This window comes from Cohaesibacter sp. CAU 1516, from assembly GCF_005771485.1.
In the GTDB taxonomy this organism is placed as follows: Bacteria; Pseudomonadota; Alphaproteobacteria; order Rhizobiales; family Cohaesibacteraceae; genus Cohaesibacter; species Cohaesibacter intestini.
This window is the reverse complement of record NZ_VANT01000003.1, coordinates 316,001-335,730: the sequence shown is the minus strand read 5'-3', so window position 1 is coordinate 335,730 and position 19,730 is coordinate 316,001. Positions and strand designations below refer to the sequence as shown.

Here is a 19,730-nt window from a genome sequence, read left to right as displayed (position 1 = left end):
GATGGGTCGACGGGGAAGCGGATTTCTCTGACAGAACGCAAAGAGGCTGCAGGAATGGTTCACCTGAGTCGATGAAAGACGGATGGCCGAGCCCAGCCATCAGGTGCGCAAGCAATGGAACGCATCCCGAAATGGGGAGCTAGGGCTGCGGCGCAGCCTCTCAGCGCGCAGTCTCAGCTGGCCAGAGGCAACATTTCTTCGCGATAAGGGATCGAGAAGGAAATGGTTGTGCCTTGTCCCGCTATGCTGTCGATCTGCATGCCATATTCCGTGCCATAGATCTGTTCCAGCCGATGGTGGGAATTGCGAAGCCCGATGCCATCATATTGAGACTCCATTGCCCGCCGTTCGAGCAGCGAGGACAAGAGATCCTCCGGAATGCCCGACCCGTCATCAAAGACCGTGACCTGCAACTCGCCATTTTTCTGGCAAATGGTCAAGCCGACGGTGCCCCCATCCTCGCGGGTCCGAAGGCCATGTTTGACGGCATTCTCCACCAAAGGCTGGATGATCAGTGAAGGGATCGGCCAGTCTTCGCACCCCGGCTCCACCTCGATCCTCGAGCGAATGCAATCGCCAAAGCGGGCCTGTTCGATCGCCAGATAGGAATTGACCTGCGCCAGCTCATCCGCCAGCCGGATGAAACCACGGCTGGAATCGAGATTCTTGCGCATATAGAGCGACAGATCGAGGATCAGTTCACGTGCCCGGTCCGGAGCCGTGCGGCAGAAGGAGGCGATGGTATTGAGGGAGTTGAACAGGAAGTGCGGGTTGATCTGGGCCTGCAAATGGCGAATTTCCGCATGGGCTAGCAAACGGTCCTTGACCTGAATATCTTCCAGTTCCAGCTGGATCGAAAACAGATCCGTCAGCCCCTTGGCCACCTCGAACAGGATTTTGTTCATCTCATAGCTCGGCGAACCATAGAATTTCAATGTCCCGACAATCGCACCACCCTTGCGCAACGGTACGATGATGGCCGAGGTCAGGGGGCAACAATGGTGACTGCAGCCGATCAAGTCCTTGTCACGGGTAAAAATCTGCTCGCCCGAGGCGATCACCTGTTTGGTGGCCCGTGTGACCAGCGGACGGCCGGGCAAATGATGGTCGTCGCCTTCCCCGACATGGGCCAACACGGTTCTGGTGTCGGTAACGGACACGGCTGCCACCGGTAACCGGTCATGAATGACCTCGGCCATCGCCTGCGCGCTCTGGGCGTTCAATCCGGCCCGCAAATAGGCCACCGTGGTGTTGGTGATGTCAAAGATCTTCTGTGTCTGGTCCGAGGCCTTGCGCTCGCGAAAATCCTGAATGGAGTTGATCACATGGACGAACAACACGGCGCCCAGACTGTTGCCGATCAACATTGGCAACATGATCACACGGACCAGGGCAATCGCTTCTTCCAAAGGCTGGGACAGCACCAGCACCATGCCCATATGCATGCTTTCGCCAATCAGCGCCAAAACCAGAGCCACCTGCCAGCGCATGGCGCGGTCCTGCAATTTGACCTGCACGGCTCCGGCCATCAGCCCTTCCAGAAGGGTGGCCATGGAACAGGCCAGCGCCGAAAAGCCCCACGGATCGATCAGGAAGCGATGTCCCCCGGCAATCAGCCCGGCTCCCAGGCCGACAACAGGACCGCCAAACAGACCGCCTGTGATCACCGCCATGGCCCGCAAGTTGGCGATGGAATCAAAGATCGCATTGCCGCTATAGGTTCCCAGCACACCCAAAAAACCGAAAAACAGGATCATGAAGAGCCGGTTCTTTAAGCCGCGGCGGTTGAAATTCATTTCCTGAACCGGTGACAGGCTCAACAGGACATAAGCCCCCGCAACCAGCAGGCCTACATGTTTGAGAAGGGTGGCAATCAGGGTCAGTATCGACATGCTATCGGCTTTCCGATGGGCGAGGGCAGGGCGGCTGTCCGGGCAGGCAGGGCTTACAATCCCAGCCTTTGTTTGAATTCCTTGACACGGGAACGGCTGACGGTCAGCTTGCTGCGCGCCTTGTCGCCCATGACAAGGCTGTATTTTCCATTGAACCAGGGGCTGAATTCCACAACGGCTTCAAGATTGACAAGCGAAGAGCGGTGAGCGCGAAAGAACGTGCTGCCCGCCAGATGCTCTTCCATCCGGTCCATCGAAGCGATGCCATAAGCGGGAAAGATGTCGTCGCGAGTATGGGCCATGACACGGCTATCGTCATAGCTGCAAAAGACAATGTCGCGTGGATCGATCAGTCGGATCCGTCCGTGTTTTTCGACTGAAATGCGATGAGTGGTCGGCAGAGGCGTATGGTCCGACCCCTGTATTTTGGTCAACAGGCTCTCTAGCTGTTTTTGCAGCGGGTTGATCTGCTGCCCCAGAAAAGCCCGCGCCCGTTCGATTGTGTGGGCCAGTCGCTCTTCCGAGACCGGCTTGAGGATGTAATCGACCGCGCTCGCCTCAAAGGCTTTGACCGCATAGCTGTCATAGGCGGTGACAAAGACGAACAGAGGCAGCGGGCAGTCGGCCATCTGCAGCGCACGAATGACCTCGAACCCATTTTGTCCTGGCATTTGGATGTCTAGAAAAACCAGATCCGGCTGTCGTTCGAGACACAGGCTCACGGCCTTTGACGCTGAGGCCGCTTCGCCAATGATGGTGAGGTCCGGATAGCAGGACAGCAAATAGCCCAACTCGTCTCGAGCCGGAGCTTCGTCATCAACTATGAGGCATCTGATCGGCATGGTCTTGGATGGCAAGCACACTTGCCCGTCTGAAAAAGGGAACAGGAATGTTCCCTCCTATCACCATGCTTTCGGGGCTGCTTTAATCTAGCGCAATTTTGTCGTGTCTCAGCGTATTTGTCGGCAACAGCTTGTGCGAACCACGCAAAGACAGGCTTACGCTTGAGGCAAGGCGCAGCTTTCCGTCCGGGTCAGAAAGCGCTTGCCGGTGCCATTGTCGAGGCTGAACATGCCGCCATTGCCATCAACTGCATCAATGATCAATTGGCTGCTTCCCCAGCGTTCCCCCTGCTGGCGCTTGATATAGAAGGGCACGCCTTCCAGATCTCCCAGCAACACATCCTGCTCGCCGATCAGAAAGTCGTCTGTCTGGAAGCACATCGGTGCACTGCCATCGCAGCAGCCGCCTGATTGATGAAACAGCAGATTGTCGCCGTAGCGGGTCTTGATTTCCTGCAACAGGGTAAGGGCTGCGCTGGTCGCAGCTACTGTGGGCAAGTCTGTATGAGACATGTCGGACTCCGCGAGGAGAGGAAGGGAAAGGAAGGCCCGTCTGGCCAATCTTCTGCCAGACGGGTGCGTCTTGGGAGACGTCTTCTTGATCAGAAGAAGCCCAGAGCGTCAGTGGAGTAGCTCACCAACATATTTTTGGTCTGGCGATAATGCTCAAGCATCATTTTGTGGTTCTCACGCCCCACGCCCGACTGCTTGTAACCGCCAAAGGCCGCATGGGCCGGATAGGCATGGTAGCAGTTGGTCCAGACACGACCGGCCTGAATCTCGCGACCAAAGCGGAACGCCCGGTTGCCATTGCGGGTCCAGACGCCAGCACCAAGGCCGAAGTCGGTGTCATTGGCGATGGCAAGCGCTTCGTCATCATCCTTGAAGGTACAGACCGAGAGAACCGGCCCGAAAATCTCTTCCTGGAAGATGCGCATATTGTTGGAGCCTTTGAAGACGGTCGGATTGATATAGTTGCCGCCTTCAAGACCGGGCAGGTTGGCGACTGTGCCACCAAGCAGACATTCCGCCCCTTCGCCCTTGCCAAGGTCGAGATAGGAAGAGATTTTCTCTTTCTGCTCGCCGGAGGCCTGCGCACCGATCATCGTGTCCATCTGCAGCGGGTTGCCCTGCTTGACCTTTTTGACCCGCTCAAGCGCCCGGGCGATGAAATCGTCATAGATTGATTCTTGGATCAGCGCGCGCGACGGGCAGGTGCAGACCTCACCGGAATTGAGCGCGAACATCGAGAAGCCCTCAAGGCACTTATCGAAATAGGCGTCATCGGCTTCCATGATGTCTTCAAAGAAGATGTTTGGCGACTTGCCACCCAGTTCCAGCGTCACAGGGATCAGGTTTTGCGCCGCATATTGCATGATCAGGCGACCGGTCGTGGTCTCGCCGGTAAAGGCGATCTTGGCGATGCGATTGGATGAGGCCAGCGGTTTGCCCGCTTCCAAACCAAAGCCATTGACCACATTGAGGACGCCCGCTGGCAGCAGATCACCGACCAGCTCGAGGAACACCATGATCGAGGCCGGGGTCTGCTCGGCAGGTTTAAGCACCACGCAGTTGCCAGCCGCCAAGGCAGGAGCCAGCTTCCAGACCGCCATCAGCAGCGGGAAGTTCCATGGAATGATCTGACCAACCACGCCCAGAGGCTCCGGAATGTGATAGGCATAGGTATTGTGGTCGATTTCCGAAATATGCCCTTCTTCGGCCCGGATGCAGCCTGCGAAATAGCGGAAATGGTCAATCGCCAGTGCCACGTCGGCGGCAATGGATTCGCGGATCGGCTTGCCATTGTCGATCGTTTCGGCCACGGCCAGCAAGTTGGTGTTGGCTTCCATCCGGTCGGCCATTTTGAGCAGCATGTTGGAGCGCTCGGTCGGCGAGGTTTTACCCCATGCCGGGAAGGCCGCATGGGCCGCATCGAGCGCGGCTTCAATATCGTCAGCATTTGAGCGGGCCACTTCGCAAATCACTTCCCCGGTGATCGGTGTGACATTCTCGAAATACTGACCGGACTTCGGCTCGACAAAGGTGCCGTTTACAAAGTTGCCATAGCGGGGCTTGAACGGCCATTCGATGTTCAGATGGGACGTATCGAGTGCCGCGCTGCGGGTCTGTGGTGTAATGACGTTCATGATTTTCCTCCCAGAAATGCTGCGTCATGTGGATTGTTTGATACAGCAAGAGAAGGAAGTTTCATGCCAACTGACTAAGTGATTGAAAGATCATGATTGCTGCAACCGCACACTGTGTCATGCGTGGGACAGTTTGTTGCGTCGATTGTCTCGCAGATGGTGCAGACGGGACAGCCGCGCCGCGCGACCACGTCAAAAGGCCTTGGCAAATTTGGCGATACCCCTCAGTCATGATACATTTAGACGCACCCGAAGCCGAACCAGAAAAAGGCGGCGCGGGCAGGGGAGGACTTTGATGGCGCATCGCGATCTGCAACGCGTGGGGCATGGCTCACGCGATCACGAAATCTTATCTGCATCCTGGAGCCGTTGCCGCGAGGATTATGGCCTCGATCAAGGGTGCCAGCGCCGGGAGGCGGTCATCCGCCGCGAGCGCGTGCGCGATTCCATCGAATCCCTTGGCTCTCTGTTCACTGCCTGCCGCTCGCAGGTTCAGCATATCTTTCAGAATATCGTAGGTTCCGGCCACGCGGTCATTCTGACCGACCGGCATGGAACGATCATCGAATTTGCGGTTCAGTCGGCCCTTGATGACCTGTTCCGCCAGTCGGGCCTCAGACGCGGTGCGGACTGGAGCGAAGCCTGCGAAGGCACCAACGGCATTGGTACGGCCATCGCCGAGAAAAAGTCACTGACCGTCTATCGCGATCAGCATTTTCACTCCCGCCATGCAGGCCTGACTTGCATCGGCGCACCGGTTTTTGATGTTGAGGGCGATGTGCTCGCGCTGTTTGATGTTTCCAGCATTGGCCGCAAGGATGATCCGGATCTGCTCGCTCATACCCGTGCGCTGTTGGAAATGTCTGCTCGACTGATGTCGCGCCGCAATTTTCAGGATCACTTTGCCGATCAATGGATCATGCGCTTTCATCATGATGCGGACCGCGTCGGCCTGCTCGAAGAGGGGCTGATCGCCCTTGATTACAATGGTCGCATTGTCGGGCTGGACGAGCAGGCAAAGCTGCATCTCTCGGTCTCCGACCGCAGCCAGCTGATTGGCCGCGACATTGGCGATCTGGTGACCATGGAGCGGGATCGGCTGGCCAGCCATCTGGCCAATGCCGGGCGCATGCCTGCCCAGATCGGCCTGCAAGATGCGTTTGCGCCAAGCGCGACCCATTTGCATGCCCGTTTGATCGAACCCAATCGGACAGAACGGCCGACAGCCATTGCCTTGAAAGGCGGTCATCCGCTGACACCGGGCTGGCAGGTGCCACAAAATCCCGTGCGATCCCAACGATCCAAACCGGCCCAGCGACACGCATCACACGCGCCCAAACAAAGTGAACTGGCGCAACTGATCGGCGCAGACGCGCCGCTGCAGGCCTTGGCAGCAAAGGCACAGAAGCTGTTTGACAATGACATTCCGCTGCTGATCACCGGAGAGACCGGGGTTGGCAAGGACAGCTTCGCCCGTGCCCTTCATGCCTCCTCTGACCGGGCCGAGGCCCCCTTTGTGGCGGTCAATTGCGGTGCGCTGCCGGAAAATCTCATCGAAGGGGAGTTGTTCGGCTATAAGGCGGGTGCTTTCACCGGCGCCCAGAGCGCTGGTTTCAAGGGGCAGATTTTGGCGGCCAATGGCGGCACCTTGTTGCTCGATGAAATCGGCGACATGCCCCTGTCCGCCCAGACCCGCCTGTTGCAGGTGCTAGAGCAGCGCAAGGTGACGCCGCTTGGCTGCACCAAGGGGGTTGATCTTGATATTCGCCTGTTGGCTGCCACCCACCAGCCCCTTGAACGGCTTTGCGCCGAAGGGCGCTTCCGTGAGGATCTCTATTACCGGATTTGCGGCTTTTCTCTGCCACTGCCGTCTCTGAGGCATCGTTCCGACCTCGATCATATTGTCGCGCGTCTGCTGCCAAAGGCTCGTTTGGACGATGAGGCCTCTTTTTCCCGTCAGGCGCGACAGATGATCGAGGCCCATCTCTGGCCGGGCAATATCCGCCAATTGAAGCATGCGCTGAAAACCGCTTCCATTCTGGCTGATGGTGGACCGATCACCCCGGATCATCTTGGCATGCTCCATGGGCCTTCAATGGGCAAGGGCGAGCCTGCTCAGCCTGACAGCAACCAGCAATGGCAACCGTGTGACGCGACGGCTGGCACTGGCCTGCGCGCGCATCTTGATGTGTCGGATAGAGAAAAACGACTGATCGAGGCAGCTTTGTTCCAAACCCGCTGGAATATTTCGCGCTGTGCCTCAGATCTGGGCATTTCCCGCAATACCCTTTATCGCAAGATGAAGCTGCATGGCATCAAGAAGGCAGGGTGAAAAAATCCCGACTCTCGCGCCTCAGACAACGTTGAAAATGCCGACAAAGAAGCTGATCGTGCCAAGCAGCACGAAGACGTGCCAGATCGCATAGCGATAGGGCATCGACTTGCGGGCATAGAAGGGAATGCCGGAGAGATAAAAGCCCGCGCCAACAAAAATCGTGATGGCCGTGACCAGTGGTAACTCGGTGAAATTGAACACCAGACCGACAAAACCGATCGCCCCGAGGCCGACATAGGACAGAGTGGACCAGCGGCTCTTGACATGGCTGCCAAAAATCTTCCAAAGCATCGCCAGCAGCGTCACGGTCCAGATGATGCCGGCAAAGATGAAGACAAAGGTCGGGTCAAGGTCGCTCAGCACTGCCGTGATGGTCGCCGCGATCAGACCATAGATGGCCGCATGATCGATCCGCCGCAACGATAGGCGAACGTTATGCCACGGCCCGAAATGATAAATGGCCGAGGCCAGCGCTGATCCAAGCAAACAGACCATATAGAGAATGCTGAAAACGGTTTTCTGCAGCCCGATGCCATCGGATATCCGCATAGAGACGAGTCCGCACATGACCCCCACCGCCAAAAGCGTCGCGCCATGCACGAAGGCATCGGCTGTTCGGTGATTGATATGCATGCTTGGATACATCTTTTCTCCTGCTCAAAAGTGCCACAGTCCCGTGGGGCTAGATGGTCAGTGATATTTATCCACTGCCGATTACAATGTCGACCGGCTGTCATTGCCCCATTGAAGGTTGACGCAGCCAGTAAGCCGTTCGCCCCACACACATGAGCCTCAAGTCTACACCAAATCCCCAAGTCCTGAGAAGATGGTGACGTGGCGTTAATTGGTAACATTCTTACGCGCAAGAAGGAAAGTATCTGGAATATCTCGATATTTTCAGTGTTAAACAAGAGAATAGGCCACCGAAAATTGCCTAGTCAGTCCTTGGATGCGCGGGCACCTCACCAGAAAATTGCCTCGGAATAGTCCTGATCGTGTCACAGACATGGATTAATGTGCTGCTAGAATTCTCGACAAAAGGCTGAGTCAAGTATCATGAATATCGACTTTAGTGGTCAAAGCAAACGATTGCGCAATCGTTTGCTTCGTGATACTTTTTTTGCCATGACTGCAAACGAGGGAGGAACTTCGTGCGTAAAGCGGTTCTTTTGAATTCCGACATCACCCGTGTTGTGTCCGAGATGGGGCATGGCAATGCCCTTTGCATCGGCGATGCTGGCTTGCCTGTTCCCGATGGTGTTGAGCGCATTGATTTGGCCGTCAGTCGCGGCTTGCCATCCTTTATGGATACCTTGTCAGCGGTGACGGCTGAACTCTTTGTTGAGCGGGTTCTGATTGCGACCGAAATGGTTGACCAACAGCCAGGCTTTCACAAGCAGGTCGTTGAGTGGATCGAAAAACTGGCTCTGACCCAAGGCAACCAGATCGAAATCCAGACGGTTGCGCATGAAAGCTTCAAGGTTGAAACCGAAACGGCGCGTGCCGTGGTTCGAACCGGCGAATGCACCCCCTACGCCAACATCATTCTCTATTCCGGTGTTTCATTCTGATCTGTGCCAATAGATCTTTTTGAAACCAGAAGAAGACAGGAGGTCCGGCTATGTCTGCATTGCTGGAACTGCGTCAGGTCAGCAAGTCTTTCTCGACAGTACAGGTGCTCAAGGATGTCGACTTTCACGTCGATGCCGGACGCGTTGTGGCACTGGCCGGGGAAAATGGTGCTGGGAAGTCAACCCTGATGAAGATCATCACCGGCATTTACAGTCGGGACAGTGGCACCATGCATTACAAGGGCGAAGAGGTGCGATTCACCACCGCCCGTCAGGCGATTGATGCCGGGATCGCGATGATCCATCAGGAATTGAACCTGCTGCCCGAACTGAGTGTAGGTGAGAATATTTTCCTAGGTCGCGAGCCGACCGATGCCAGCGGCCGCATCCTCTGGGGTGCGATTGAAAAGGAAAGCCGCCACTGGCTGACCCACCTGAAGCAACAGATCGATCCCAACGCCAAATTGGGCACGCTTTCCATTGCCCAGCAGCAAATGGTCGAAATTGCCCGTGCTCTGACGATGAATGCCGAAATCATCATCATGGATGAGCCGACCGACGCACTGACCGATGTGGAAACCCAAATTCTGTTCGATGTGGTCGATCAATTGCGCGCACAGGGCAAGGGGATGGTCTTCATCTCCCACCGTCTGGGTGAAATCTTCCAGATGTGTGACGATGTTGCTGTTTTGCGCGACGGCTCGATGGTCCATCAGGGTCCGGTTTCTGAGATCGACGAAGCCGATCTGATCCGCCACATGGTGGGGCGTGACCTGTCTGATCAATATCCTTACGTCAAGGCCGAGCCAAAGGCCACGGCGCTCGAGGTGCGTGGCCTCAAGGCCAAGGGCATCAAGGAGGTTTCCTTCACCGCTCAGGCTGGGGAAGTTGTCGGCTTTGCCGGGCTGGTCGGAGCAGGGCGTACAGAATTGGCCAAAGCCATCTATGGAGCCAATCCGGCCAAGGCAGGCGAGATCCTGATTGACGGCGAGGTCTGTCATATCAACACCCCGCTTGAAGGGGTCAAGGCTGGCATCGGCTATGTCACCGAAGACCGCAAGCTCGAAGGCCTGATCCAGATGCATGGCCTCAGACAAAATATGGCCCTGACGGGTCTGCGCCTCTTCTCCAACAAGATGGGCATGCTCGACAAAAAGGCCGAACGGGCCAAGGTCGGCGAATATATCAATGCCTTCTCGATCAAGACCCACGGAGTGGATGCCATCGTCTCGCAATTGTCCGGCGGCAACCAGCAAAAGGTCTCGATTGCCAAGTCGCTGGTCCCACGGCCGCGCATTCTCATTCTGGATGAGCCGACGCGCGGCGTCGATGTCGGGGCCAAGCGTGAAATCTATACTCTGATCAACAAACTCAAGGCGGAAGGCCTCTGCATCCTGCTGATGTCCTCCGACATGCCCGAACTTCTCGGTATCTCCGACCGGATCCTTGTCTTGTCTGCTGGCAAGATGACCGGTGCCTTTGACCGGGAGGATGCCGATCAGGAAAGCATCATGCACTGCATTGTTGCTGGCTTGAAGGATTAAGGGGAAGGAACCGTTCGATGACCATGAAGAGCTTCGCTACAAACAACATTCCGCTGATTGGCCTGCTGGTCCTGATGGGGCTTGTTTCCCTGATCAGCCCGTCTTTCCTGTCCGTTGACAACCTGCTCAACATCCTGCGTCAGACCTCGGTCAATGCGGTGATTGCGGCGGGCATGACCTTCGTTATCCTGACCGCCGGCATCGATCTGTCGGTCGGCTCGGTGCTGGCCCTGACCGGTGCCATTTGCGCCGCCATGATCGGGCTTGATACCCCGCTTTTCGTGGCGCTGGCAGTCACCATTGTGGTGGGTGCGGTGATGGGCGCAGCTCAGGGCTCGATTGTCAGCTTCTTTGGCGTGCAGCCTTTCATTGCCACCCTTGTCGGCATGACCATGTTTCGCGGTGCGACACTGGTCTTCACTGCAGGGCGCCCCATTTCGACCGGCGACTTCGATGTCGCTGAAAGTTTCTACCAGATCGGCGGCGGCTATGTGGCTGGTATCCCGATCCCGGTCATTCTGGCTTTCGTCGTCTTTGCCGGTTGCTGGTACATGCTCAACCACACCTGCTTTGGCCGCTATGTCTATGCCATCGGTGGCAATGAGCAGGTTGCCAAGCTTGCCGGTGTCAATGTCACACGGGTCAAAATCACCGTCTACGCGCTATCCGGTGCGCTGGCAGCCCTTGCCGGGATTGTTCTAACCGCCCGTCTTGAAAGCGCCCAACCAACCGCCGGTCTTGCCTATGAGCTCGATGCCATTGCCGCCGTTGTGCTTGGTGGCACGTCGCTGGCCGGTGGCAAGGGCCGCATCACCGGAACCCTCATTGGTGCCCTCATCATTGGCACCCTCAACAACGCCCTCAATATTCTGGACGTGTCGTCCTACTACCAGATGATCGCCAAGGGAGGCGTCATACTTCTCGCCGTCATGCTCGACCAACGCGGGAAGAATGCGTAACTGCACTCGAAGTAACCTAGGGAGAGAACCTATGAAAAAACTGCTCGGTATGGCACTCGCCACCACCATGATGCTTGGCACCTCGGTGTCCGCTATGGCTCAGGACAGCCTCGCGCTTGTCGTCTCGACGCTGAACAACCCGTTCTTCGTCACCCTGAAGGAAGGCGCAGAAGCCAAGGCAAGCGAGCTGGGCTACAAACTGCTGGTGCTCGACAGCCAGAATGATCCTGCCAAGGAACTGGCCAATGTGGAAGATGTGCTGAACAAAAACATCAAACTGATGATGATCAACCCGACCGATTCCGACGCTGTGCGTTCTGCCATCAAGGCAGCCAACCGCAAGGATATTCCGGTTGTCACCCTCGACCGTGGTGCCAGCTCTGGCAAGGTTGTCTCGCATATCGCATCCGACAATGTGCAGGGCGGCGAAATGGCTGGCCAGTTGATCATCGACACCCTGAAAGGCAAAGGCAAGGTTGTTGAATTGCAAGGCGTTCCCGGCACGTCTGCTGCCCGTGACCGTGGTGAAGGCTTCAACAAAGCCATCAAAACCGCGACCGGCATCGAAGTGGTTGCCTCTCAGGCCGCTGACTTTGACCGCACCAAAGGCCTCAACGTGATGGAAAACATCCTGCAGGCCCAGCCGGAAATCAACGCCGTCTTCGCCCATAATGACGAAATGGCTCTGGGCGCGATCAAGGCAATCGAAGCGGCCAAACGCGACATCATCGTCGTTGGCTTTGATGGCACCGATGACGCCGTGAAATCGGTCAATGATGGCGAAATGCTGGCCACCGTTGCCCAGCAGGCTGGCATGATCGGTTCCATGGGTGTCGAAGTTGCCGACAAGATCCTCAAAGGCGAAAGCGTGCCGGAATACACCCCTGTTGCACTGCAAGTCATTACCAAGTAAGGGATTAAGGGCGGAACGTTCCGTCAACTGAACCCGGACCCGGCGCATGCGTGCCGGGTCCCTCTCCGAGCCAGACGAATGACAGACATCACTCTGATTGCTCGGGAGACCAGAGGCTTGGCATCTCTGACCTGCCCTGACAAAGGAGCTGTCGGAAGCCGCCAGAACAGGTAGCCGATACCCATGATCAGCATCAAGGATGTGGCACAGGAAGCAGGTGTCTCGGTCACCACCGTGTCCCATGTGGTCAACTCGACCCGTTTCGTAGCGCCCGCGACAAAAGAAAAGGTCGAAAAGGCCATAGAGCATCTTGGCTATCAGCCAAGCTCTCTGGCCCGTGCGCTGAAGGTCAAATCCACCAAGACCATCGGCATGCTGGTTTCCTCCTCCACCAACCCCTTCTTTGCCGAAGTGGTGCAAGGGGTCGAGGAAGGCTGCTACCAGAAGCATTACAGCCTCATCCTGTGTAATTCTGGCGACGACCACGAGCGCCATTTGTCCTATCTCCAGACATTGCTGCAAAAGCGCATTGATGCGTTGGTCGTGATGACCACATCCAGCGATGCCATTTTCAATGAAAAGCTCGCAAGTCTGAAAAAGTTGCCGAAGATTCTGCTCGATTTCGAACTGAGCGTTGATGGCTGCGCCATTGCTGACGATTCCATCCTCGGTGGCAGGCTGGCAACCAATCATCTGCTCGAACAGGGCCTGTCCGAGATTGGCTGCCTCATCGGTCCGGTTGAGCACCCCCGCAGTCGTGATCGCTATCGCGGTTTCATCGAGGCGATGCAAGCCAGCGACCATGCCATCCGCTCCGACTGGGTGGTGTCCGATGAGCTGAGCGCCCCCGGCGGTTACCGTGCCATGCAAAAGGTGCTGGAAGCAGCGGAGCGCCCCCAAGCGGTCTTTGCCTGCAACGACATGATGGCCATCGGGGCCTATCGTGCCATTCAGGAAAAGGGTCTGAAGGTCGGTGAAGACATCTCGATCATCGGTTACGATGATCTCGAGCTGGCCGCCTATCTCACCCCATCGCTCACCACGGTGCATCAGCCAAGCTTCGAGCTGGGTCTGAAAGCCGCCGACATTCTGATCGACCATCTCGAAAACAAAGCCGATATGCCCAAACTGCTCCAGTTCGAACCCTCGCTGGTGGTACGGGAATCGGTCTCTCCCCCGCGCCCCATCCGTGAGACGTAATTCCAAGAGGTACTTCCATGTCCATTGCAGTTTTTGGCAGCATTAATATCGACCTGACCACCTATGCCAAGCGGTTGCCGGCACCGGGCGAAACCCTGCATGGGGACACCTATGGCCTCGGCCTTGGGGGGAAGGGATGCAATCAGGCGGTCGCTTGCGTCAAGCTGGGAGCACAGACGGCCATGATCGGCCGCATCGGCCCGGACATGTTCGGCGAAACGGCGCTCAAGGCTCTGACCGAGCTGAATGTACCGACCGATCATATCTATTCCGACCCGGACAACAAGACCGGTATCGCGGTGATTGGCGTCGATGAAAAGGCGGAAAACTGCATCACGGTGATTGGCGGTGCCAACATGGCGATTGATGAGAGCGATGTCGTGCGCTCCCAAGCCGTCTTCAAGGCCTCCGACATTCTGCTGCTGCAGCTGGAAATCCCGATGCAGGCGGGCCTCAAAGCTGCCGCCTTGGTGCGTGAAGCTGGGGGACGGGTCATCTTTGACCCCGCGCCCGCACCCGCTGAAGGGTTGGCCGATGCGGTGCTGTCGCAAATCGATATCATCACCCCGAATGAAACCGAAACCGGCCTGTTGACCGGCCTGCGTCCATCCAACCGCGCCGAGGCAGCCGAAGCTGCCACCCGATTGCGGGCCCGCGGTGTTCCGGTCGCCATTATCAAACTCGGAGCGCACGGGGTCTATTTCCAGTCCGCAACCGAGGAAGGCTTCGTTGAGCCTTTCAAGGTTGAGGCCATTGACACGGTGGCCGCTGGTGACTGCTTCAATGGTGGTCTTGCCTATGCTCTGGCCGATGGTCTGAGCCTGTCTGACGCGGTGCGGTTTGCGGCTGCCTGCGGTGCGCTTTCGACCACCAAGCGCGGGGCGTCGAGTGCTGCGCCGACGCTTGCCGAAGTCACTGCGATGCTCAATGCATAATCGACTGCAGGACTGATTGTTTTTTGACCGACCCGTCAGCCCCGATCGACCTGTCTTCGACTTTGGTCGCCATCGGGGCTTGCTATTGGTCAGCACTCATGAAAGGGTGCCGCCGGTAAAATCCAGGCGAATGAAGGGCACGGGGATGAGCAGATTTGAAGCGGTTATTTTCGATTTTGACGGCGTGATCGTCGACAGTGAAACAATCTCCCTGGACGAGTTGCAACGCTCAATGGCGATGTTTGGTATCGAGAAGAGCTGGAACGAACTGGTCGAGGGGTTTCTGGGCCATTCCAATGCCTCAACCCGCGCCTATATCGAGAAAACCGCTGGCAGGGATGCCGGAGACGAATTCCCGAATTTGTGGAATGAGCGGATCCTTGCGCGCTTCACAACAGATCTTGCCCTGATGCCCGGCACTCTGTCCCTGTTCGATCATCTCGAGGCAGAAGGCATCCGCTACTGCATCGCCACGGGCAGCAGTGAAGGCCGTCTTCAGCATGCACTGGATGTGGTCGGCATCGGCCATCGCTTCGAAGATCGCCTATACAGTACCGATCGTGTGGCCAATGGCAAACCGGCCCCCGACATCTTTCTCCATGCTCTTGAAGCCTTGGGCGCAGATCCAGCGCGTACGGCGGTGATCGAGGATGGCATTGCCGGTACCATCGGCGCACGGGCTGCCGGTATCGAGGCGGTCTTCGGCTTTGTCGGCGGCACCCATCTCAGGGAGTGCGTCGACTGGCAGGCGGGCAAGTTGAGCGAAGCTGGCGCCCTTCAGGTCACCAAAGACCTGTCGGACTTTGAGGCCATCTTGCGAGCATAGGGTCCATCAACGGCCATTTTCTGCGATCTTGCCACAAGTTTGCTGTTTATAAAGCGACAACAGCCCTGTGCCCTTTCCGGTTTGACATTGTCTTGATGGGGGGAAACCATTAGGGCTTGGGCACTTTGTCCGGATGACACGAAACAGATAGGTGACCTCATGATGCCAAGCTCCTTCCCAAATCGCGAACTGATCGCCGAATTGACCGCGAAGATGCTCCTTGAGATCCAAGCGGTGCATTTTCGTGCCGATGAGCCCTTCATGCTGACATCCGGTCTGGCCAGCCCGGTTTATATCGACTGCCGCAAACTGATTTCCTATCCGCGCATCCGCAACACGCTGATGGATTTCGCCTCTTCAGTCATCCTGCAGGATATCGGCTTCGAGCAGATCGATTCGATTACCGGCGGCGAAACCGCAGGCATCCCCTTCGCCGCATGGATCGCCGACAAGCTCGACCTGCCGATGCATTATGTCCGCAAAAAGCCAAAAGGCTTTGGCCGTGACGCCCAGATCGAAGGCAGCAGCATCGACGGCAAGCGCGTCTTGCTGGTCGAAGATCTGACCACCGATGGCGGCAGCAAAATCAAATTCTGCGAAGCCATCCGCAAGGCAGGCGGCGAGATCAACCACACGATCGTGCTCTTCTATTATGATATCTTCCCAGAAGTGCATGACAATCTTGCCGAAATCGACATCAAGCTGCATTATCTGGCCACTTGGCGCGATGTGCTGGCGGTCTCGCGCAAGCATGGCTATTTCGATGACGAAACCCACGCGCAGGTCGAGGCCTTCCTCAATGATCCATTGGCTTGGTCCGGTGCCAATGGCGGCGTGACCGAAATCTCCAAAGCCGAGAAAGAATAGCGACTTTTCAGCACCGACGATCCATCAAAGAACCCGCGCCGGGCACGGCTGCGGGTTTTTTTGTTGGCATCTGCAAACAGGCTCTTTTCGCGGACTTTTCGTCCGCCCCCGATTGGAGCTATCTTCTATGCATCGCAAGACAAGCAGCAAGGAAGCCTCAGCATGGATATGCAGCATCTGGAACAATGGATCGGCAAATCGGAAAGCCTGACGGAGCGGATCGCGCCCTTCCCATCCAATGCCCTAGCCGCCACATTGAACCGCGATGACGCGCCTTATATCGACGGCTCCGAGTTGCCGCATCTCTGGCACTGGCTGCATTTCCTGCCTTTGTTCAAGCTGTCCGAGGCGGGCTATGACGGCCACGCCGCCTTGGGGGGCTTTTTGCCGCCGGTGCCTTTGCCGCGCCGCATGTGGGCGGCCAGCCGCTTCGCCTTTCATGCCCCGATGCGCATCGGCCAGACCTTGCGCAAGGTTTCGACCGTCAAATCCGTCGAGGGCAAGGAAGGCCGCTCCGGCAAGCTGGTTTTCGTCACGGTCGGCCATCAGATTTTTGACGGCGACACTCTCTGTGTCGATGAAGATCACGATATTGTCTATCGCGAAATGCCAAAGGCTGACGCGCCTGTCGTCGCCCCGAAGCAAGCGCCCGTGACGTCGGATTTCAGCATGGCGATCAATCCCGACCCTGTGCTGCTGTTCCGCTATTCAGCCCTGACCTTCAACGGCCATCGGATCCATTATGATCAACCTTTCTGCACCGGCTCGGAAGGGTATGAAGGTTTGATTGTCCACGGTCCCTTGCTCGCCACGATGCTCATGGACTTGCTGCGCCGCAACGCACCGAATGCCGAAATTGAACGCTTTGAATTCCGCGCCTTGGCCACCGTGTTCGATATCCATGATTTCACGCTTCACGGCCAAATGAGCGCCGATGGCAAGACGTGCGATTTGTGGGTGCGGCGTCACGATGGGGCCATGGCCATGAAGGCCACGGCGCAGCTGCGATAGGTGCGGGTTTCTTAAGGCTGCCTTGCGCCGGTCGCCGTCTCACCCCCGTCGTCGGCCTCTGGTTCGGCCAACTGATCGGCCATCAAAATGGTCTGTGGCGTCCGGGTGCGCATGGGAGCGATTGGAATGAAGCGGCTCTTTTCATCGCCGGGTGCTGCCTTGCGCTGAGTCAGACGCCAGATCGCATAGAGCAAAATGAGTGTGTGGGACACCAGCGTCACGATGAACAGGCCTTGCTCGTTCCAGGCGCTCATCAATGCACCGGCAATCAGCGGCCCGACAATCGAACCAACCCCGATCATCAGAAGCAAGCCGCCACTGGTCTGAAGACTGTCTTCGGGCGCCGCATGGTCATTGGCATGGGCGACCAGCACCGGATAGAAAGTGAAAATTGCCGCCCCGAACACCGCCGCATGGATCACCGCCGACCATGTATCCTTGGGCGCATTGTTAAGAAAGAAGCCGTCAGAAATGATCGCCACGATGGCGATGCCAATCACCACATAGCGGCGATCCATTTTGTCCGAGATGTAGCCCACCGGGATCTGGGTTGCGGCCCCTGCCAGGATCGAGGCACTGACAAACAGAGCGATACCCGCCAGATCAAGACCGATATCACGGCCATAAACCGCAGCCAGCGTGCCAAAGGTGCCGTTCGATACGCCCGTCAGGAAGACAGCCACCACCGCAATCGGCGAGTTGCGCCACAATTTGGCGACATCCAGCGTCACCCGTGCCAAAGGAGCGGGGGCTGGCGAGCGGGTCAGTGCCGTTGGTAGCAACGCGACCACATAGAAAATCGCCGAAATGGTGAAAAGATGCACCCCTTCGGCAGGCACAACGGCAATCACCATTTGCCCCACCGTGGTGGCAAACAGGTTGACCATCGTATAGGTGCCGAAAATCACCCCGCGAACCGAGCTTGAAGAGCGTTCGGTCAACCAGCTTTCCACGATCATTGCCGCGCCCGCAAAGGCAAAACCAGCCAATGCCCTGAGCACCACCCAGGCGATGGGAACCATGAGCATGGAAGTCAAGAGGATCGATATGCAGGCACAAGCTGCCATCACGCTATAGGCCCGAATATGGCCCGAGCGGGTCACGATCCGCGGCACATAAAGACAGCCTGATACATAGCCAACCGCCCACCCGGTTCCCAGCAAACCAAGCCAGAAGCTCGAAAAACCTTCGATGCCGCCGCGAACGGGCAACAGGACGCCGGTCAGACCGCCCGCAAAGAACAGAAAGGCAGATCCCAGCAAAAGCGAGGCAATGGATAAAAGGCTGCGGGGCAAGGTAGAACTCTCTTGAGTCAGGATGGTGGGCAGTTGTGATTGCAACAAAAAGGTTGAGGCCAGTCAACCATTGATGCCAATGGCGCTGCACTTACCCCTGCGTGCATCAAGCGTCAACAGCCACATGATGGCATCGCGAAATGGCCTTGTATTGGTCACATTTTGCGATGCATCCCCTTTGAGTGCCCGAATGGGGCGATGGCAGCCCGATACACTGACACCCAGGGCGGCGGCAAGGGAGTGCCGCCCTGAGTGTCAGCAGGATGTATGTGATTGCGTCAGATTCCGCTGCGTTCGAGCAGGGAAATCCAGTTGCCATGGGCGATCTTTTCGATCAAGGCCTCGCCATAGCCATGGCTGCGCATGGCGTCGATAAGCTTGGGATTGCCTGCCGATGAACCAATGGCCTCTGGTACCGTGCAGCCATCAAAGTCCGACCCCAGTGCCACGCCGTCTTCACCGAGCTTGGCGAGCAAATAATCGATATGGGTCAGCATCCGCTCAATCGGCGTATCGGCATTTTTCTGGTCGCCATCTTCGCGCAGGAAGCCGACCGCATAATTGAGGCCCACCACGCCCTTGCTTTCAGCAATTGCATCGAGTTGCTTGTCGGTCAGGTTGCGTGGGGTGTGGCTCAGTGCGTGCACATTGGAATGGGTCGCCACCAACGGCGCGCTGGTCAGTTTCTGAATATCCCAAAAGCCCTTTTCATTAAGGTGGGACAGATCGAGCATGATGCCCATCTGATTGCAGCGCCGCACCAGCTCACGGCCTTTTTCGGTCAGGCCCGGCCCCTGATCCGGTGAGCCGGGGAAATCAAACGGCACCCCGGTGGCAAAAATATTGGCCCGGCTCCAGACCGGTCCGATGGAGCGCAGGCCTGCGCCGTAAAGCACCTCAAGCGCGTGAAAATCGGGATCAATGGCCTCCGCCCCTTCAATATGCAGCAACATGGCAATCACCCCGTCGCTCATCGCCTTGCGGATGTCAGTGGCCGAGCGACAGATCCGAACCGAGCCGCCGGATTCCTTCTCCAGACGGAAGGCCGAAGAGGCCAGATGCATGGTGTAGTCAAGGGCATAGGTTTGCTCGACCGGGGTCAGCATTTCATGCAGCTCCAGCGCTTGTTCTCCTTCCTTGACCGGCGGGACGAACATCGCAAAGAACCCGCCCGCAAAAGCACCAGCACCCGCTTTGTGCCAATCGATATGCAGGCTCTCGTCGCCATCCATGAAGGAGATCGGCGCTCCCTTGCGTTCGGCCTCGGTCAGTTGCAGCAGGGTGTCGTTATGTCCGTCAAAAACCGGGATCAATCTGTCTGCCATGTCTCGTGTCCTTATCGTTGCGTCGGGGCTAGGCGCACCCGTTCGCGGCCTTCAAGCTGTCGCAGAAG

The 19,730-nt window shown here is 57.2% G+C and carries 17 protein-coding genes; 10 read left to right on the top strand and 7 right to left on the bottom strand.

Features of this window, described 5'->3' with window-relative positions; all coding sequences use genetic code 11:
* Window positions 1–173: 173 nt before the first annotated feature.
* The 4 genes from FDK21_RS11190 to adh form a co-directional block, all read right to left on the bottom strand.
* Window positions 174–1,892: a LytS/YhcK type 5TM receptor domain-containing protein gene (locus FDK21_RS11190; protein ID WP_138148560.1), complete on the bottom strand. Its 1,719-nt coding sequence runs from the start codon at window positions 1,890–1,892 to the stop codon at window positions 174–176.
* Window positions 1,893–1,945: 53 nt separating this feature from the next.
* Window positions 1,946–2,749, bottom strand: a complete 804-nt coding sequence (locus FDK21_RS11185; protein ID WP_210238745.1) for a LytTR family DNA-binding domain-containing protein — start codon at window positions 2,747–2,749, stop codon at window positions 1,946–1,948.
* Between the two features lie 141 nt (window positions 2,750–2,890).
* Entirely contained in the window at window positions 2,891–3,247 is a 357-nt protein-coding gene (locus FDK21_RS11180; RefSeq protein WP_114007798.1) for a DUF779 domain-containing protein, read from the bottom strand.
* A gap of 89 nt (window positions 3,248–3,336) precedes the next feature.
* Window positions 3,337–4,881, bottom strand: coding sequence for an aldehyde dehydrogenase (gene adh, locus FDK21_RS11175; protein ID WP_138148559.1), 1,545 nt, complete (start codon window positions 4,879–4,881; stop codon window positions 3,337–3,339).
* A 295-nt stretch (window positions 4,882–5,176) separates the two neighbouring features.
* Here adh and FDK21_RS11170 point away from each other — a divergent pair, with 295 nt between their 5' ends.
* Entirely contained in the window at window positions 5,177–7,213 is a 2,037-nt protein-coding gene (locus tag FDK21_RS11170) for a sigma-54-dependent Fis family transcriptional regulator (protein ID WP_138148558.1), read from the top strand.
* Window positions 7,214–7,234: 21 nt separating this feature from the next.
* Here the strand turns inward: FDK21_RS11170 and FDK21_RS11165 are convergent, their stop codons facing one another.
* Complete coding sequence (locus FDK21_RS11165) at window positions 7,235–7,861, bottom strand: hemolysin III family protein (protein WP_114007795.1); 627 nt, start codon at window positions 7,859–7,861, stop codon at window positions 7,235–7,237.
* Window positions 7,862–8,367: 506 nt separating this feature from the next.
* Between FDK21_RS11165 and rbsD the strand changes: the two genes are divergently transcribed.
* From rbsD to FDK21_RS11120, 9 genes are all read left to right on the top strand, one after another.
* Window positions 8,368–8,787, top strand: a complete 420-nt coding sequence (gene rbsD / locus FDK21_RS11160; protein ID WP_138148557.1) for a D-ribose pyranase — start codon at window positions 8,368–8,370, stop codon at window positions 8,785–8,787.
* A 50-nt stretch (window positions 8,788–8,837) separates the two neighbouring features.
* Window positions 8,838–10,331 (top strand): sugar ABC transporter ATP-binding protein, encoded by a 1,494-nt coding sequence (locus tag FDK21_RS11155; protein ID WP_138148556.1) that lies wholly within the window; start codon window positions 8,838–8,840, stop codon window positions 10,329–10,331.
* A gap of 17 nt (window positions 10,332–10,348) precedes the next feature.
* A complete protein-coding gene (gene rbsC / locus FDK21_RS11150; RefSeq protein ID WP_114007792.1) occupies window positions 10,349–11,290 on the top strand; it encodes a ribose ABC transporter permease in 942 nt (313 codons plus the stop codon).
* Between the two features lie 31 nt (window positions 11,291–11,321).
* On the top strand, window positions 11,322–12,203 hold the full coding sequence (rbsB, locus tag FDK21_RS11145) for a ribose ABC transporter substrate-binding protein RbsB (protein ID WP_114007791.1): 882 nt from the start codon (window positions 11,322–11,324) through the stop codon (window positions 12,201–12,203).
* A 183-nt stretch (window positions 12,204–12,386) separates the two neighbouring features.
* Window positions 12,387–13,403: a LacI family DNA-binding transcriptional regulator gene (locus FDK21_RS11140; RefSeq protein ID WP_114007790.1), complete on the top strand. Its 1,017-nt coding sequence runs from the start codon at window positions 12,387–12,389 to the stop codon at window positions 13,401–13,403.
* 17 nt (window positions 13,404–13,420) lie between these two features.
* Window positions 13,421–14,338, top strand: coding sequence for a ribokinase (rbsK, locus tag FDK21_RS11135; RefSeq protein ID WP_138148555.1), 918 nt, complete (start codon window positions 13,421–13,423; stop codon window positions 14,336–14,338).
* A 145-nt stretch (window positions 14,339–14,483) separates the two neighbouring features.
* The gene (locus tag FDK21_RS11130) at window positions 14,484–15,164 is read left to right on the top strand and encodes an HAD family phosphatase (RefSeq protein ID WP_157967507.1); all 681 of its coding nucleotides are present in this window, start codon (window positions 14,484–14,486) and stop codon (window positions 15,162–15,164) included.
* Between the two features lie 159 nt (window positions 15,165–15,323).
* Window positions 15,324–16,031: an orotate phosphoribosyltransferase gene (locus tag FDK21_RS11125; RefSeq protein WP_138148554.1), complete on the top strand. Its 708-nt coding sequence runs from the start codon at window positions 15,324–15,326 to the stop codon at window positions 16,029–16,031.
* 162 nt (window positions 16,032–16,193) lie between these two features.
* Window positions 16,194–17,042, top strand: coding sequence for a MaoC family dehydratase N-terminal domain-containing protein (locus FDK21_RS11120; protein WP_138148553.1), 849 nt, complete (start codon window positions 16,194–16,196; stop codon window positions 17,040–17,042).
* 11 nt (window positions 17,043–17,053) lie between these two features.
* Here FDK21_RS11120 and FDK21_RS11115 read toward each other — a convergent pair whose 3' ends face one another.
* Both FDK21_RS11115 and FDK21_RS11110 read right to left on the bottom strand, forming a co-directional pair.
* Window positions 17,054–18,337 carry an MFS transporter gene (locus FDK21_RS11115; RefSeq protein ID WP_138148552.1) on the bottom strand — a complete coding sequence of 428 codons (1,284 nt, stop codon included), beginning with the start codon at window positions 18,335–18,337 and terminating at the stop codon, window positions 17,054–17,056.
* Window positions 18,338–18,615: 278 nt separating this feature from the next.
* On the bottom strand, window positions 18,616–19,662 hold the full coding sequence (locus FDK21_RS11110; protein ID WP_138148551.1) for a dipeptidase: 1,047 nt from the start codon (window positions 19,660–19,662) through the stop codon (window positions 18,616–18,618).
* Window positions 19,663–19,730: the final 68 nt, after the last annotated feature.

Bases quoted from the DNA above. Each gene is read 5' to 3' on its own strand.
- FDK21_RS11190 (WP_138148560.1), bottom strand. From the start codon at position 1,892: ATGTCGATACTGACCCTGATTGCCACCCTTCTCAAACATGTAGGCCTG.
- FDK21_RS11130 (WP_157967507.1), top strand. From the start codon at position 14,484: ATGAGCAGATTTGAAGCGGTTATTTTCGATTTTGACGGCGTGATCGTC.
- FDK21_RS11110 (WP_138148551.1), bottom strand. From the start codon at position 19,662: ATGGCAGACAGATTGATCCCGGTTTTTGACGGACATAACGACACCCTG.
- FDK21_RS11120 (WP_138148553.1), top strand. From the start codon at position 16,194: ATGGATATGCAGCATCTGGAACAATGGATCGGCAAATCGGAAAGCCTG.
- FDK21_RS11165 (WP_114007795.1), bottom strand. From the start codon at position 7,861: ATGTATCCAAGCATGCATATCAATCACCGAACAGCCGATGCCTTCGTG.
- FDK21_RS11170 (WP_138148558.1), top strand. From the start codon at position 5,177: ATGGCGCATCGCGATCTGCAACGCGTGGGGCATGGCTCACGCGATCAC.
- FDK21_RS11125 (WP_138148554.1), top strand. From the start codon at position 15,324: ATGATGCCAAGCTCCTTCCCAAATCGCGAACTGATCGCCGAATTGACC.
- FDK21_RS11155 (WP_138148556.1), top strand. From the start codon at position 8,838: ATGTCTGCATTGCTGGAACTGCGTCAGGTCAGCAAGTCTTTCTCGACA.
- rbsC (WP_114007792.1), top strand. From the start codon at position 10,349: ATGACCATGAAGAGCTTCGCTACAAACAACATTCCGCTGATTGGCCTG.
- FDK21_RS11180 (WP_114007798.1), bottom strand. From the start codon at position 3,247: ATGTCTCATACAGACTTGCCCACAGTAGCTGCGACCAGCGCAGCCCTT.
- adh (WP_138148559.1), bottom strand. From the start codon at position 4,881: ATGAACGTCATTACACCACAGACCCGCAGCGCGGCACTCGATACGTCC.
- FDK21_RS11140 (WP_114007790.1), top strand. From the start codon at position 12,387: ATGATCAGCATCAAGGATGTGGCACAGGAAGCAGGTGTCTCGGTCACC.
- rbsB (WP_114007791.1), top strand. From the start codon at position 11,322: ATGAAAAAACTGCTCGGTATGGCACTCGCCACCACCATGATGCTTGGC.
- rbsK (WP_138148555.1), top strand. From the start codon at position 13,421: ATGTCCATTGCAGTTTTTGGCAGCATTAATATCGACCTGACCACCTAT.